8 protein-coding genes and 4 pseudogenes are annotated in these 15,172 nt (G+C 68.0%); 9 read left to right on the forward strand and 3 right to left on the reverse strand.

Going from position 1 to position 15,172, the window contains the following annotated elements; genetic code table 11:
- Positions 1-39: 39 nt before the first annotated feature.
- From OG734_RS04320 to OG734_RS04350, 7 genes and pseudogenes are all read left to right on the forward strand, one after another.
- Entirely contained in the window at positions 40-1,266 is a 1,227-nt protein-coding gene (locus OG734_RS04320) for a cytochrome P450 (RefSeq protein ID WP_330286128.1), read from the forward strand.
- Positions 1,267-1,428: 162 nt separating this feature from the next.
- Positions 1,429-2,214 carry an SDR family NAD(P)-dependent oxidoreductase gene (locus OG734_RS04325; protein WP_330286129.1) on the forward strand — a complete coding sequence of 262 codons (786 nt, stop codon included), beginning with the start codon at positions 1,429-1,431 and terminating at the stop codon, positions 2,212-2,214.
- A gap of 170 nt (positions 2,215-2,384) precedes the next feature.
- A complete protein-coding gene (locus tag OG734_RS04330) occupies positions 2,385-3,158 on the forward strand; it encodes an SDR family NAD(P)-dependent oxidoreductase (protein WP_330286130.1) in 774 nt (257 codons plus the stop codon).
- 447 nt (positions 3,159-3,605) lie between these two features.
- On the forward strand, positions 3,606-3,986 hold the full coding sequence (locus tag OG734_RS04335) for a hypothetical protein (protein WP_330286131.1): 381 nt from the start codon (positions 3,606-3,608) through the stop codon (positions 3,984-3,986).
- 115 nt (positions 3,987-4,101) lie between these two features.
- Positions 4,102-7,245 carry a S8 family serine peptidase gene (locus OG734_RS04340; protein WP_330286132.1) on the forward strand — a complete coding sequence of 1,048 codons (3,144 nt, stop codon included), beginning with the start codon at positions 4,102-4,104 and terminating at the stop codon, positions 7,243-7,245.
- Between the two features lie 533 nt (positions 7,246-7,778).
- Positions 7,779-7,931, forward strand: a pseudogene (locus tag OG734_RS04345) (IS1380 family transposase); the annotation flags it as partial.
- A pseudogene (locus tag OG734_RS04350) lies at positions 7,913-8,101 on the forward strand (PIN domain-containing protein); the annotation flags it as partial. The pseudogenes OG734_RS04345 and OG734_RS04350, both read left to right, overlap by 19 nt.
- 307 nt (positions 8,102-8,408) lie before the next feature.
- Here the strand turns inward: OG734_RS04350 and OG734_RS04355 are convergent.
- The 3 genes from OG734_RS04355 to OG734_RS04365 all read right to left on the reverse strand — a co-directional run bounded on the left by OG734_RS04355 (position 8,409) and on the right by OG734_RS04365 (position 13,174).
- Positions 8,409-9,515 (reverse strand): hypothetical protein, encoded by a 1,107-nt coding sequence (locus OG734_RS04355; RefSeq protein WP_330286133.1) that lies wholly within the window; start codon positions 9,513-9,515, stop codon positions 8,409-8,411.
- Positions 9,516-10,588: 1,073 nt separating this feature from the next.
- On the reverse strand, positions 10,589-11,806 hold the full coding sequence (locus tag OG734_RS04360) for a fructose-specific PTS transporter subunit EIIC (protein WP_330286134.1): 1,218 nt from the start codon (positions 11,804-11,806) through the stop codon (positions 10,589-10,591).
- Between the two features lie 180 nt (positions 11,807-11,986).
- Positions 11,987-13,174 (reverse strand): hypothetical protein, encoded by a 1,188-nt coding sequence (locus tag OG734_RS04365; protein ID WP_330286135.1) that lies wholly within the window; start codon positions 13,172-13,174, stop codon positions 11,987-11,989.
- A gap of 1,209 nt (positions 13,175-14,383) precedes the next feature.
- Here OG734_RS04365 and OG734_RS47865 point away from each other — a divergent pair.
- Together OG734_RS47865 and OG734_RS47870 are read left to right on the forward strand one after the other, a co-directional pair.
- Positions 14,384-14,659: pseudogene (locus OG734_RS47865) on the forward strand (transposase); the annotation flags it as partial.
- A pseudogene (locus OG734_RS47870) lies at positions 14,660-15,136 on the forward strand (transposase); the annotation flags it as partial. It abuts the pseudogene before it with no gap.
- Positions 15,137-15,172 lie beyond the last annotated feature (36 nt).

Raw genomic sequence — 15,172 nt, forward strand, 5'->3', positions numbered from 1 at the left:
ACCCCCTCCCCTTCTCCAAGCCCTTCCGAGGAGTGATCCATGAGTACGACGGCCAATATGACCGACCCGGTCGACCACACCGGTCTCCCGCCGTTCCCCGGCGTGCGGTCCGCTCGCTGCCCCTTCGATCCGCCGGCCGGCTACGCGGACTGGCGTGAGGGCGAGGGTCTGCGACGGGCGCTGTGGCGTGGCGAACCGATGTGGGTGGTGAGCCGATTCGCCGACATCCGGGAGGCCCTGAGTGATCCGCGGCTCAGCGCGGACGACCGTACGCCGGGCTTTCCTGTCCCGGCCGCTGCCGGGTTGGAGGTGGCCCAGTCCTTCGTACGGATGGACGACCCGGAGCACATCCGGCTGCGTCGGATGCTGACCGGCGAGTTCACCGTCAAGCGGATGGAGCGGCTGCGCCCGCTGATCCAGGAGCAGGTCGATCACTTCCTGGAGCAGATGATCAGCCAGGGGTCACCGGCGGATCTGGTGAGCGCCTACGCCTTCCCGATCCCCTCCATGGTCATCTCCCTGATGCTCGGTGTGCCCTACGAGGACCACACGTTCTTCCAGGAGCACAGCGCCACCATCGTCAGGGCCGACGCGACGGACGAGGAGAACCAGGCGGCCAACTTGGCGTTGGCCGGCTACATGTACGAGTTGGTGGCGCGCAGGGAGCGCGAGCCGACGGACGACCTGATCAGCCGGCAGCTCCAGCGGGTCGCCGCCGGGGAGATCAGCCGCGACACCGTGGTGGTCAACGGCCTGGCGCTGCTGGTCGCCGGGCACGAGACGACGGCCAACATGATCGCCCTGGGTACCTTGGCCCTGCTCGAGAAGCCCGACCGGCTCGCCCGGATCCGTGACACCGACGACCCCGCCGTGGTGGCGAACGCGGTCGAGGAACTGCTGCGGTACCTGACCATCGTCCAGGACGGGATCTTCCGCGTCGCCACCGAGGACGTCACCATCGGCGGGCAGCTCGTCCGGGCCGGCGAGGCCCTGCTCATGAATCTGCCCGCCGGCAACCGCGACGCGTCCTTCTCCGCCGACCCCGACACCTTCGACGCGGACCGCAACACCCGCGGCCACCTCGCCTTCGGCTACGGCACCCACCAGTGCCTCGGCCAGCCCCTGGCCCGGGTGGAACTGCAGATCGCACTGCCCGCGCTGCTGCGTCGACTGCCGAACCTCCAGCTGGCGGTGCCACTGGACCAGATCGCCTTCCGGAACAACACCATCACCTATGGCCCTCACGTGCTGCCGGTCGCCTGGTGACCACCACGGCAGCTGGCAGGTCGACGGCCTGACAGGCGAGGACGGTTACACCCGCGCGAGTCTCGGCGGACGTGCTGCGGCGCCGGCAAGGCCGGAGGCGCACGGCTACCCGAACCCCTGAACTCAGCGTCGACTGACCCCACCCAGAAAGAGGGCATTGAGATGAGCGCAAGAGTAGAGAACCGTTTCGACGGCAAGGTGGCGATGGTCACCGGCGGAGTCTCCGGTATCGGTGCCGCGATCACCGAACGCCTGCTGGTTGAGGGCGCGTTCGTTGTCGCGGTGGACATCGATGCAGATGCTGTCGCGTCGTTCACGACGCAGCACGACCCGACTCGTCTGCAGCCCCGTGTGCTTGATGTTTCGGACGCCGACGCCACACGGGCAGTGATCGAGGAGGTCGTCGCCGAGCACGGCCGGCTCGACCTCGTCGTTCCCAACGCCGGTATCGCCGCTCCCGGCCACGCTGCCGACGTCACCCTCGACGGGTGGAAGGCCGTGCTGGACGTCGACCTCAACGGGGTGTTCCACACCATTCGCTACGCCCTGCCGCACCTGGCGGCAACACGTGGCTCCGTCGTCAGCACCGCATCCATCTCCGGACTCGGTGGCGACTACAACCTCGCCGCCTATAACGCTGCCAAGGGCGCCGTCATCAACCTCACCCGCAGCGTCGCCGTCGACTTCGGCAAACAGGGCGTGCGCGTCAACGCCATCGCCCCGGGGCCCGTCCTCACCCAGGGTCTGCGGCAGTGGTTGGACGCCCGCACCGATGTCCGCGACCTCTACGAAGACCACATCCCGCTGGGACGCGCTGCCGAACCATCCGAGATCGCGTCGGTGGTCGCCTTCCTCGCCTCCGACGACGCCTCGTACATCACCGGCGTCACCCTGGCCGTCGACGGCGGACTCACCGCTTGGACCGGCCAACCCCACGTCATGGGCTGAGAGGGCATCTGAGCCACTCCCGGACTCGGCGAGCACCAGGAGCGGTTCGTCAAGCTCATCAGCCCACAAGCTGGTCCGGCCGACCGAGTACCGCGCACCGCGCGAGGAGTCGACGGCCGGGCGCGCAATCACACCACACCACGCAAGAACACAACAACAGGAGCCATGCTATGAGGGGACTCACCGGACAGCGCATCGTCATTGCCGGAGGCGGCAACGGGATCGGCGCCGGCACTGCCGAGCGCCTCGCCGCCGAGGGCGCCACGGTCGTGGTCGGCGACATCAACGCGGACGCGGCGCAGGCCACTGCCAAGCGCATCACCGACGCCGGGGGAAGCGCCCTCGCCGTCGAGTTCGACCTCGCCGACGAGCGGTCGGTACGCGCCCTGTTCGACACCGCCGTCGACCAGCTCGGCGGAGTCGACGGGCTCTACAATGTCGCCGCCGACGCCTCGGCGGACGTGCTGGGCCGTGACGGCGACCTGCTGGACATGGACCCGGCCGTATGGCGGCGCACCCTCGAGGTGAACCTGATCGGCTTCGCGCTCACCTGCCGCGCGGCCCTTCCCCTGCTGCTCGAACAGGGCCGCGGAGCGATCGTCAACACCTCCTCCCTGTCCGCGCACGTGGGCGACCATAAGCGCGCGGCGTACCAGACCAGCAAGGCCGGGATCAACGCACTCACCCGCCACGTCGCCTCCCGCTGGGGCAAGCAGTCCATCCGCTGCAACTGCGTGTCGCCCGGAGTGGTGATGACCGAATCCGCCGAAAAGATGGCCCTGACCCCCCAGGCGCTGGAATTCGCGCGGATGACCATCCCCAGCCCCCGGTTCGGCCAGCCCGGCGACCTGGCCGGAGTGGTGGCGTTCCTGCTCTCCGACGACGCGGAGTGGATCAACGGCCAGGTCTGGTCGATCAACGGCGGCGCACTGCTGCGCGAATGACAACCCGCCCCGCCCGACTACCTCCCTGGCACGCAGAAACTCCGCCCGATGTACCCGGCTCCTTCCGGCAGTCCGCACAACTCTACAGACTGGCCCACCAGTTGCAGAACGTCACAGACTGGCGGTTCTGACTCACCATCTCACCAGAGTGGTGGGCGGTCACTCACCGAACCGGCCGCCGCCTCGGCCTTTCCCCTCGCGGAAGTCTCACCTCGAAAGACTTGCACCTGCCACTAGAGTCAGGTTTTACCGTTGCGGCTGAAGTTGCAGACCAGCGCCGGGACTTGGCCGAAGACTGGTCTGTATCGGTGCCGCCGGACCAGGGCCTGCGGCGCCCATTCCCTCACCCCACAGAGGAGAATCATGCCCTTCCATCACATCTGCGTCATGGTGAGTGATCCGGAGCGATCACTGCCCTTTTATCAGGACCTCCCGTGATTCAAGAACGTGCTGTTCGAGAGCACCGAGCCCGGAACCTTCTTCGACCCCTCGACGTTCGACGAGATTTTTGGCGCCAAGAACGCGACGAGCCGGATCCTGGCCGTCTCCGACGACTCCGGCGTGACGCTGGAGCTGCAACAGGCGGTCAACCCGATCACCACCAAGGCTCCGGACGAGTACCTGCGCTACGGTGCGACCAGCATCACGGAGCTGGCGCTCACAGTGCCCGACATCGATGACGTTTTTGTCAGCGTGTCAAGGCCGCTGGTATCGAGGTTCAGACCGACTACATCTGGCCCCATGGCCGGGACTCCGATCTTTCCTGTTCTACGACCCCGACGGCGCGCTCATCCAGCCATGGGCATCTCGGACGACCAATCCACGTGAGCGAGGCAATGCCCGACGCGCCCGTTGACGATCTGTCAGTTCAGCGGAGTCCCGGAGTGTGACACAGCCCGTGCCTGCCGAAGCATCCGCGGCGCCCGATCGATATGGATCACAAGTGACACGCACACGCATACGCCCGAGAGCGGCCGTCACCACTCTCGCGTCTCTCCTCGTCGGATCCCTGACCGTCATGGCGGTCATCGCTCCCACCTCCGCCGCCGACGCCAACCCCGCTGGGAACGGTGGTAGTTACGGCGACGACACCTACATTGTCGAGCTCGCCGACCCGCCCGTCGCCGCGTACGAGGGCGGGCTGCCCCGGCTGAAGCGAACGACGCCCGCGGAGGGGAAGCGGCTCGACGCCGGCTCCGCCGCGGTCGAGAAGTACGTGGCGCACCTGGACGACCGCCGGGAGCGGGTCCTCGACGCCGTGCCCGGTGTCGAGACGCTCTACGACTACTCCTACACGTTCAGCGGATTCGCCGCCGAACTGACCGGCCGGCAGGCCGCGAAGCTGGCCTCGACTCCTGGAGTCGCCTCGGTGACCCGCAACCGGGTCGCCCAGCTGACGTCGACAGGTCCGAACGGCGGGCCGGGGGCGTATGGCCGGGCGGAACCCCGTATCGCTGCGCGATCAGCCCTCACCGGCCCCGCCGCCGTCCGAACACCGCACACCCCGGGCTCCAAGACGCCCCGTACAGCCCGCCCCGCCCAGTTCCCCGACATCCCCCGTCTCCTGGGCCTCTCCGGCGCCAAGGGTCTGTGGGCGAAGGCGGGCGGCCCCGAGCACGCCGGAGAAGGCGTGATCGTCGGGGTCGTGGACACCGGCTTCGACCCCTCGAACCCGATGTTCGGCGCGCTGCCGGAGCCGCGCCCCGACGCCGAGGCCATCGCCAAGAAGTGGCACGGCGGCTGCGACCCGGGTGAGGACCCCGCACGCAAGGTGACCTGCAACAACAAGGTGATCGGCGCGCAGTGGTTCGGTGCGGGAGTACCCGCGGACCGCGAAGACTCCCCCTCACCGTTGGACACCAGCAGCCACGGCACGCACACGGGCAGCACGGCCGCCGGGAATTACGGCGTCGCCGCGTCGGTACCCGGCAGCAACGCCGAGGGCCGGCTCAGCGGTGTCGCCCCGGCTGCCCGCCTCGCCTTCTACAAGGCGTGCTGGCCGGGCTTCGGCTGCCCGACCGCGGACCTCACCGCCGCGATCGACAGGGCCGTGGCGGACGGCGTCGACGTCATCAACTTCTCCCTCAACGGCACCCTCACCGAGCAGCCCGACATGGAGGCCATGTTCAACGCGGCCAAGGCGGGCGTGTTCATCGCCGCGGCCGCCAACAACGCCGGCCCGGACTCGGTGCAGCACACCGGCCCGTGGGTCACGACGGTCGCCGCGTCGTCGCACGACACCCAGTACACCGCCTCCCTGGTCCTCGGCGACGGCCGCCGCTACACCCGCGTCAGCCTGAACCCGGGGGCCGGCTCCGCCCCGCTGGTCGAGGCAGCCGCCGTACGCAAGGACGGCTCGGACGCCGACAGGGCCGCGCTGTGCGCGACGGGCACGCTCGACCCGGCACAGGCCAAGGGCAAGATCATCGTCTGCGACCGAGGCGGTGCCGGCACCTGGGAAGACTCCAAGGCGGACGAGGTCCTGGCGGCCGGCGGCAAGGGGCTCGTGTTCACCGACACCCCGGCCTACGACGAGTTCCTGCCCCCGTACGTCTTCTCGGTGCCCACGATCCAGGTCGGCACCGAGGACGCGAAAGCGATCCACGCGTACGCCTCCCAGGCCGGAGCGACCGCCCGGTTCACGCCCTCGCAGAGCAGCCACCAGGCCACCCGGGAGATCACCTCCTTCTCCTCCAGCGGCCCGGACCACTTCAGCGACGGCGACCTGCTCAAGCCCGACATCGCCTCCTTCGGCCAGCTCATCCCGGCGGGCGTGGTGCCCGGCAGCGCCAGCTACTACCCCGGCCGGTTCAGCTTCGCCGACGGCACCTCGATGGCGTCCCCGCACATCGCCGGCCTCGCCGCCCTGCTGCGGCAGCTGCACCCCGACTGGTCACCGATGGAGATCAAGTCGGCGCTGATGACGACGGCCACACCCACCGACGAGAACGGCGACCCCATCGGCCGCAACCTGGCCGACTCCGCCTCACCTCTCGACTACGGCGCGGGCCTGCCCCGGGTCACCCGGGCCACCGACCCCGGCCTGGTCTACGACTCCACCTCCGCCGACTGGACCGCGTACATCTGCGCGATCGGCCAGAAGCCGGCCACCGAGGACGGCACCGACGCCTGCGCCACGGCCACCAAGACCGACCCCAGCGACCTCAACTACCCCTCGATCGCGGTCGGCGACCTACTGGGCAGGCAGACCGTGACGCGCACGGTCACCAACGTCACGGCGCAGACCGCCACCTACAAGGCGACGCTGCAGACCCCGCCGGGCTTCCGCGCCGAGGTCACCCCGAAGCGGCTGACGCTCGCGCCGGGCGCGTCGGCGTCGTACAAGGTGGCGTTCGAGCGGACGAGTGCGGCTCACGACACCTGGTCCTTCGGCTCCCTGACGCTGAGCGACGCGCACAGCCACCACGAGGTCACCAGTCCGATCGCCCTGCGCTCCGTAGCGTTCTCCGCCCCGCGCGAGGCCACGGTCACCGGCACTGGCTCCGCGACGCTGAGGACCGGGGTCGACTGGAACGGCGAGCTGACCGCGAAGGCATCCCTCTACACCGGCGAGAAGACCACCGGCACCCTCACCGGCACCGACCAGGCCGACTTCACCATGAGTCAGCGCACCAACGACGCCGTCGTCAAACACCTCGTCCACGTCCCCGCAGGCGTCCCCTTCACCCGGTTCGCCATCACCTCCGCGGACCACGTCCCCGGCAGCAACCTCGACCTGTACGCCTTCGACACCGACGGCAACCACATCGGCGACTGGGCCGGCCCCGGCTCCGACGAGCACGTCGACCTGCCGCCCGGCGACTACGACGTCTACGTCCTCCAGTACGAACTCCCGGCCGGCACCACCAGCCAGCAGTACACCCTCTGGAGCTGGAAGGTCGGCCAGAGCACCCCGGCCGTGACACCCACCATCACCCCGGCCCAGCAGCACGTCTCAGCAGGCGACCGTCCGCAGGTCACGGTGTCATGGCCGGACGCCACACGCGGCCAACGCTACGTCGGCGCCGTCGAGTACAGCGACGGCACGACCACCCTCGGACACACGGCGCTGACCGTCACGCCGTAGCCACGACCCGACAGCCGACGGCACGCACCGTCGGTGAACGATCCGCCCGCACACTCCCCCGAGTGCGCGGGCGGATCGCGTCGGCCCGAAACCCTGACCCACTCCGAACCCTTCGATGTGGCAGGTGATCCCGTTGCCCCGGGCCGACCCCACCCTGTCCACAAGGCGCAGAACCGGTAAGGAAGTTGCTCTAGAGAAGGCATGCGGCGAGGGCGCAGACGATGGCCCGCGGTTATGTCTGCGGTTCCGCATTGGTCGGCGCCGGCCCCAGCCATGCGCAGGTACGACCCGCCGGTCGGTCGCAGCCTCCAGATGGCTGTTGCCGAAGCCTTCCAGAGCCCGGGACGTCAGGGACCAGACACGGCCGGCGTTCAGGCTGCGAGGTCTGTCCGCTCGCGAGCTGATCGACGCACGCGTCCAGCGGGCGAACTGGCTGATCGGCCTGCGCGGTGAGGACCCTGCTGCGGCGACTCGCACACCGCTGCCAAGCACTCGACGAGGAGATCAAGGAAGCCGACCGGGAGATCGGGCCGCTGGTTGCACACTCCGACAAGCAGGACGCCACCGCGACCTGGAAGAAACCCTTCGGTCACCATCCGCTCGTCGCGTTCGTCGACTACAGCCCAGCCGGGTCCGGAGAGCCGGAGGCCGCGCTGCTGCGGCCCGGCAACGCTCCCGCATCGTCCAGGAACAACTGACCACCAAAGGGGAACACCGCAGTGCGGGCCCCGTCGATCTCCTGGTGGCCGCAGCCGCGGAAGAAGCAGGCCTCACTCTGCTCCACTTCGACCGCGACTTCGAAACCATTGCTCGCACGACGGGGCAGCCGGTCCGCATGATCGACCTCAGGCAGTAAAGCTCGCGCGGTGCCGACGGGCACCGCGCTTCTGACCGACCCGGCCGCCTGGCGGTCAGTCCGCTGCGGTCCGGGCCGTCCCCTCGGCCCAGACGAGAGCCACTCGCAGCGGTCAACGGAGATGCTCAGGAGTGCCGCAGCGGACCGAATCGGCGAACCTCGGACTCGTCATCGATCCCGAGCGGCTACGAGAACGACGGCCCGGCCGAGGACGCCGCTCGGCGCGAAGATCGTCGGCTCGGCCGGGAGAGCCCCCGCCGAGCCGACGGCCTGACACCTCACGCTGTGGCGGCAGGACCGGTTACCGCTACTTGGGCACCGTGAAGCGCGTCTTGTGCACCGCTCCCGGCGCGGCCGACGCCTTCTTGAAGTGCTTCGCGGACACGTGCTTCTTGGGTGCCGGCTTCCTGGCGGGCGCGTGCTTCGTCGCGGTCGACTTCTTGCCGGGCGCGTGGTTCTTGAAGGAGTGCTTCTTCGGGGAACCGGATGTCTTGCCTGCATTTCCTGTCCCGTCAGATTGCGTCGCGAGGCTTCCCGCGATGATGTGGATCTTGTTGCCGTAGGTGGAGACGAGCGGGTTGGTGACGGACGAGGGGGCATCGGTGGTCACGTCCACCACATCGGTGTAGGCGTCGTAGGCCGAAGAGACGCCGTAGCCGGCGTTGCTTATCCGCGTGGTGACGTCGTCAATGGTTGCGTCGATGGCGCTGTTGCTGGCGAACTGGCTGTACTCCCCGTAAAGAGCGAGATTGCGGTCGGTGAACCCGTGGAAGTCCGACGGGTACTGCAACTGGGCGGGGACCTGGCCTCCGGTGAACACCAGCGTGGGCTGGTTCTGGGCGTCCAGGTACACCGTGTAGGCCCCGTTGTAGTCGGCGATCTCCTGGATCCTGGCCCAGTCCGAGTCACTGATGGCGGGGGTGCCCACCACGATGTGGATCTTGTTGCCGTAGGTGGAGACGAGCGGGTTGGTGACGGACGAGGGGGCATCGGTGGTCACGTCCACCACGTCGGTGTCCGGGTCGTAGCCCGAAGAGGCGCCGTAGCCGGCAGCCTGTATCCGCGCAGCTGTGTCGCTGATGGTCGTGTCGATGTCGCTGTTGCTGGCGAACTGGCTGTACTCCCCGTAGAGAGCGAGGTTGGCGTTGGAGAACCCCGGGAAGCCCGACGGCCACTGCAACTGGTCGGGGACGTTCCCTCCGGTGAACACCAACGTGGCCTCACCCTGGTTGTCGACGTACTCCATGTACGCGTTGTTGTAGCTGCCGACCTGCCCGACCAGCGACCAGTCGGAGTCGCTGATCCCGGCGGCCTGCGGGGACATGTCCGCGTACGACGGCACGGCCCCCAAGGCCAGCGACGCGGACAGGACGGCCCCGATCAGCAGCGACCGGGAGATAGTCTTTCTCGGCATTATTCGCTCCATTTTCGTTTCCATACATGAGGGAGAAATTCTCCCTGACCCATGCGAGTGAAGAGATTTCCGCCAGCGCATTGCAGGCATCTTTACGGCGGATTCGGAATGTAATTCTGGGACCTCACCGCTTGATTCACAACCCTTTCATGTCGTGAATCAAAATTCTGGAGCATCCGGCCAGCGGTTCATGATTCGCCCTAATTAAATGGGCGTTCAGGTCGCCCCATTATCAGGTCGTCCCCGAGTCGAACTCGAACGCTTTTTCACGTCTTTCCCGCCCGGGGATGATTTCCCGTCTGCCGTTTGGGTGTCTGCGCAGCCGGGTTCGCGGCCGGAAGCGACGGGTACGGGGCATCCGGTGCGGTACGCGACCAGGACACGAGCGCCCAGGGGGGGCGTCAAGGCGTACGGTGACCTGGCGCCACTGCGCGTGGCTGGTGCGTACAAGGTGGCCGGTGTCGACAGCGACGGGCACCACGGTGACAGCTGTCTCCGTTTGCAGGACGGCTGCCTGTGGATAGTGGGTGTACTGCTCCGGATCGCCAATGAAGGCGAAGGCCACGTCGCGTCCGTCCCGGCCGAGGCGGGCTGAGGCCCCGGGGAGGTGCGCGTCGCCGTCTCCCGGTGGGCCCGGTCCGTAGTGGCGGACCGCCGGATCGAGGACCCGCAGCGGTTCCTCGGCCCCGTCGATCTCGATCCGCCAGATGGGCAGCCGTCGTGGCCCTCGGTCCGTGGCGAAGATCGCCGTGTCCCATCGAGCCGCGAGGACACGCAGCGGGCGGCCGACTGCCCGGGTGGCGGCCGGGCCTGGCCACCGTCGATCCGCCAGAGCCCGCAGCGCCTGGCGTGGGACGCCGGGTTCCGCCTCGATGGGTCCGTGCTGGAAGTCCCGCTTTTGCCGTGCCGGAGGGAAACCTCCCGCCGAAGGACACGGCCTGTTCGGTCAGGACGGGAGGGCGCGGTAGTTCTCGGACGGCGAAGCCGGACCAGCGGGCCAGGGGTGCCGCGAGCCAGGGCGTATTCGGTGTCGGGGTCCCACATCTGTCATCCCTCGAGTCACGCGGTGCGTGTCAGCCCGCCGCCGGCGCCTTGACACGTGCTCTGGTCCTGACCGTGGCTCCGGAAACGGGCTTGGCGGTGGTCTGCGCGTGGCCGAAGCTCTTGAGGACGACTGTCAGCAAGGCTGTGACGAGGACGCCGGCCAGTAGGGCGAGGAGGAAGAACGGCAACTTGCCGAAGTGGTTCAAGGCCATGACGCCGCCGAAGGGAACGTACGTGGTGGCATCCGTGGCCATGACCAACGCGGCGCTGACTGCCCCGCCGGCCATGCAGGCCGGGATCACCCGCAGGGGGGCGGCGAAAGCGAAGGGAAGGGCGCCTTCTGGGACGGCGACCGCGCCGAGCAGCCATACGACCTTGCCGCAGTCGCGTTCCGCCACGCTGAACAGCTTGGGGCGCACGAGCGTGGCCAGCGACATGGCCAGCGGAGGGACCATGCGGGCTGCCACGACCGCTGCCATGATGGTCAGGTTCAGCGGTGCGGCGTCGGCGGGGTTGTCGCCATTGAGGCCTGCCAGCCCGAAGGACATGGCGGTGCCTGCCAGGATCCCGTTGAGGTCGACGCATGCCATGAGTCCGAGAACCAGGCCCAGTACGACGACATTCTGGAACTGCAGTCGGCCCATTTCATCGTGCAGCCACTGAGCCAACGCGCTGATCTGCGGTGCGACGAAAGCGAAGAGCGAGGCTGTGGTGCAGAGGGTGGACAACAGCGGGACGAGAAGGGTGTTTGCGGGCCTCTGCAGAGCCGACGGAAGGGGGATGCGCTGGAGCGCCAGTGTGGTGACGCCCGCAATGACGCCGGCCATCGGGCCGCCGAGATAGCCCATGTCGAGGCCGATCGCGGCCATGCCGCCAATCAGGCCGGCGGTCACGGCCGGTAGACCCGCCAGGGCGTAGGCGATGTAGGCGCCGATGAGCGGGGGGAGGAATGCCAGCAGACTGGTACCGCTCTTGGCCAGCAGCCCGCCCCAGGTATCGGCCTGAGTCCAGTCGCCGTTGCTCAGCGCGGCGGTGCCGGTTGAGGTGATGTCCGGGCCGCTGATGATGAAGGCGAGGGCGACCAGCAGTCCGCCGATCACGGTGAGGAGGCCGAGATAGGGCGTCCCGAAAAGGAGCCAGCTGCGCGCTCGGACGTGGGCGCGCATGCCCGGTTCGATGCTCGGGCGCAGGTGGATCGAGGTCGGGGTGACGGACGTGGTGGTGCGGCGGTTGCCAGCGGAAGTCATGGTGAGGCTCCAGGCGAGTACGGTGCCGCCCGCTGAGGGCGGGGACGTCTGTGTCCAGGGCACGGCGGTGGGGTGAGCGGACAATGACAGCAACGGCGGCCGTGGCAGGCGGGGTGCCCACTCGCCACGGCCGTTGGCGGGCGTTGCCCATCGCACCGGTCCGGCGAGCCGGATGCGGTGTCAGGTGACGAGGGTGCTGGAGGTGTCGTTCAGAATGTTGCTGATCTTCACTCCGACCATGCGGGTTCCGATGAGACCGCTGTGCAGACCGACGATCATGGCACCGCTGTCGGTCGAGTCCGGAACGTAGATGGGGGCGCCGGAGTCACCACCCTGCGTGAGTGTTCCATTGCAGTAGCAGGGATTGTTGGTTCCTCCCCGCTCGTAGAGGAATCCACTGTTGTGCTGGGGACCGATACCGCCGGTGTTGGGCCAGACGACACTGAACGCGTTGTTCGTGATCTTGTGGCCGCAGTGGACGAGTGTGGTCTGCCCGCTCACACACACCTGCTGGTTGAGCGTCGCACCGTGATACCCGTAGATAAAGTGCGTGCTGGTGCTCATGGTGTAGCCGCCGGTATAGATGTACTTGTCGTAGTCCTTTCCGCCGATCATTTCGGTGTCGATGGAGTTGAACTTGTGCTCGACTACGCCGAGCGACGGACCGTGCGTGCTCCCGTTCCAGACCTGGTTGTTGAACGGGAAGCAGTGCGCCGCTGTCAGCAGATGTTCTTTGAACGGGTTCGTCCTGTCGTGCACGGCGAATCCGGAGGTGCATACACCCCCGCCGTTCGTTATCGAGCTGCCACCGAAGAAAGGCGACACATCCGCCCACCGGGTGTTCTGGGCTTCGAACCGCTCCTGCTTCACCTCGACGGCGCCAGGGTAGGAAGCGAGCAGCTTGGTGAGGGCGGACCTGGGCGCGTCGGTGGTCAGCGCCACCTTGCCGGTGGCGCTGTCGTAGGTGGTGGCGACGCCGTACTTCTGCGCGTCGGAGTGCCACTTGCGGCCTGTCGCCGCCTCCTCGATCCGCTTCACCTTGTCCTTGGTGAGGCCGCTCATCCTGACGGTGACGTCGACGCCCTGCGGAATCGCCTTCAGTACGGCGGCCTTCTGAGCGGCGGAGACGTCCGCTGCCAGGGACAGCACCGGCTTGGCGCCGTTCGAGAGGCCCAGCACGGAAGCCTGCGACTCAGCGAGCGCAGTGAGCTTGTTCCACTGCTGCGAGGTCGGCGCGGTACCGGTGGACGCCGTCCCGGCGGCGGGCGCCGAGGGCTGCGCCGCCCACGCCGATACGGGTGCCGCGAGCGGAATCGCGGCGGCTGCGAGCACGCCCACCAGCATTCCTGCGCGACGCTTGGATCTCATGAGAGGTCTCAACTTGTTCTCCTGGGAAGTCACGGAAGCGTGACCGAATTCGCCGTACCCCTCCCCTGCGGTCGGGGGGCCTGAATTGTCCTGAATACTCTCGCCGGAGAATGTACTTCTCCGGCCGATCCAGGAGCGGGGGCCCTCTCGGTGCCGTAACGTGCTCAGGCGCAGGATTCTTCATCGGAATTACCTTCTCGGAAGCGCAGGAGGACTTTCATGAGTCGCTTCTCCCGCAATGAGTCGGAGTGACACAGAGGCGCCGCCGAGAAAGAGGCTTCGGAATGGGAAGAAGCCACCCTCGGACCGCTTCGAACAGAAAGGAGCCCGCCTCGGGATCTGGTCAACGCAACCAGATGCACCGGCGCCCGGGGGCAGAGCGGCTCGCGGGCACGAGCCGGTGCCGCCGGGGTTGATCTTCCGCTTGCGTCATGCCGCTGATGATGGGTGTGCGGACTGACGCAGCGCCATTGGTGGTTCTGCCCAGTCGGCCCGCTTGGGTCCATGGGTCGTTCTACCCACGCCGCTGACCTGCAATAACGCCCCCGGCCGACGTCGATTGCAGGGCCCGCCAAGATCCCCGGCGCCGTGTGCCCGCCCATCCCGGCTGCGCTCGCGCGTCCTATTGCTGGAGCGCGCCGGGCCGGCTCCGACTGAGAAGTGCAGAAACCGATCCACAGGTTGAGGTCCTGCGCGCGCCGCCCGGTAGCGGCCCGCTCACGGCCATGATCGCGCCAGCGGACATCGGGGGACACGCCCGGCCCTCCTCGGTCCGCGAGCCCGCGTCCTGGGCCGGGCCGAGGCCGACCGTCCGCCGCTCGGACCGCACCGCGCGCTTTCGTATGGGCCGGCTCTCGCCGTGCCCGATGACCGAGTCCTCTCCACACGACCACATGCCGGGTGACCACGGTCTCGACGGCCTCAGTCATCATGCGCGCGAAACCGCCGAAGGCGGACGCCCCGCACACCCGACGCGACCAGCAACGAAGGTCATCGGCATGAAAACAGCCCCAACCTGGTCATCACGAGAAGGTCGCTGCCCCCCCATACGATCCGAGCGGACCGACCACCCCAGGCATCCGCCACAGACCGAAATCCCTGGCGGTGGGCCGCCCGCGGTTGCGTCCAGGTAAGTGGAGGGTACGAGTGGTGCCCTCATAGATGAACGACCACCGGCTGATCTTCGAAGTATCGAAGGAGATCAGCACCATGACCACACCTGACGCTGCGGCGAGTCCCGATCTGCTACGCGCGATGGTCAAGACGTTCGCCGACGCACTCATGTCCGCGGAGGCCGATGCCTTCTGCAATGCCGAGTACGGTCAGGTCAGCGACGAACGCGTCAACCACTGCAACAGATATCGCCCGCGCGAGTGGGCCACGAGGGCCGGGACCATTGCGCTGGCCATTCCCAAGGTGCGCCAGGGCAGTTGCTTCCCGCACTGGCTCCTCGAACGACGCCGCCGGGCCGACCAGGCCCTCATCTTGGAGGTTCGCGAGGGCGGCCGCATCATCAACGTCCACGCACTGATCGCCGTCGGCGTCAACGCCGACGGCCACCGCGAGATCCCCTGCCCGGACGTCGCCTCCAGCGAAGACGCCGCAGGCTGGCTCGCCTTCCTGTGTTCCGCGCGTGGCCTGTCCGGCGTTCAGCTGGTCGTATCCGACGCCCATGCCGGTCTGGTCAACACGATCGGAGCGGTGCTACCCGGCGCTTCGCGGCAGCGTTGCCGCACCCACTACGCCGGCGCGTTGCTGAGCCAGGTGCCCACGTCGGCCCAGCCTTGGGTGGCACGCTGCTGCGGATCGTCTTCGAACAACCCGACACGAAGGCTGTCCAGGCCCAGATGCGGCGCGCCCTGGGACGCGCTGGAAGCCAAGTTCCCCAAAGCCGCAGCCCACTTGGAGACCGCCCAGCACGATCTCCTGGCGTTCACTGCGTTCCCGCGCGAGATCTGGCGGTTGATCTGGTCCAACAACCCGCAGGAGCGGCTGAAC

Origin of the sequence: Streptomyces sp. NBC_00576 (assembly GCF_036345175.1) — a bacterium.
Lineage (GTDB): Bacteria > Actinomycetota > Actinomycetes > Streptomycetales > Streptomycetaceae > Streptomyces.

Bases quoted from the DNA above. Each gene is read 5' to 3' on its own strand.
- OG734_RS04320 (WP_330286128.1), top strand. From the start codon at position 40: ATGAGTACGACGGCCAATATGACCGACCCGGTCGACCACACCGGTCTC.
- OG734_RS04325 (WP_330286129.1), top strand. From the start codon at position 1,429: ATGAGCGCAAGAGTAGAGAACCGTTTCGACGGCAAGGTGGCGATGGTC.
- OG734_RS04330 (WP_330286130.1), top strand. From the start codon at position 2,385: ATGAGGGGACTCACCGGACAGCGCATCGTCATTGCCGGAGGCGGCAAC.
- OG734_RS04355 (WP_330286133.1), bottom strand. From the start codon at position 9,515: ATGCCGAGAAAGACTATCTCCCGGTCGCTGCTGATCGGGGCCGTCCTG.
- OG734_RS04360 (WP_330286134.1), bottom strand. From the start codon at position 11,806: ATGACTTCCGCTGGCAACCGCCGCACCACCACGTCCGTCACCCCGACC.
- OG734_RS04365 (WP_330286135.1), bottom strand. From the start codon at position 13,174: ATGAGATCCAAGCGTCGCGCAGGAATGCTGGTGGGCGTGCTCGCAGCC.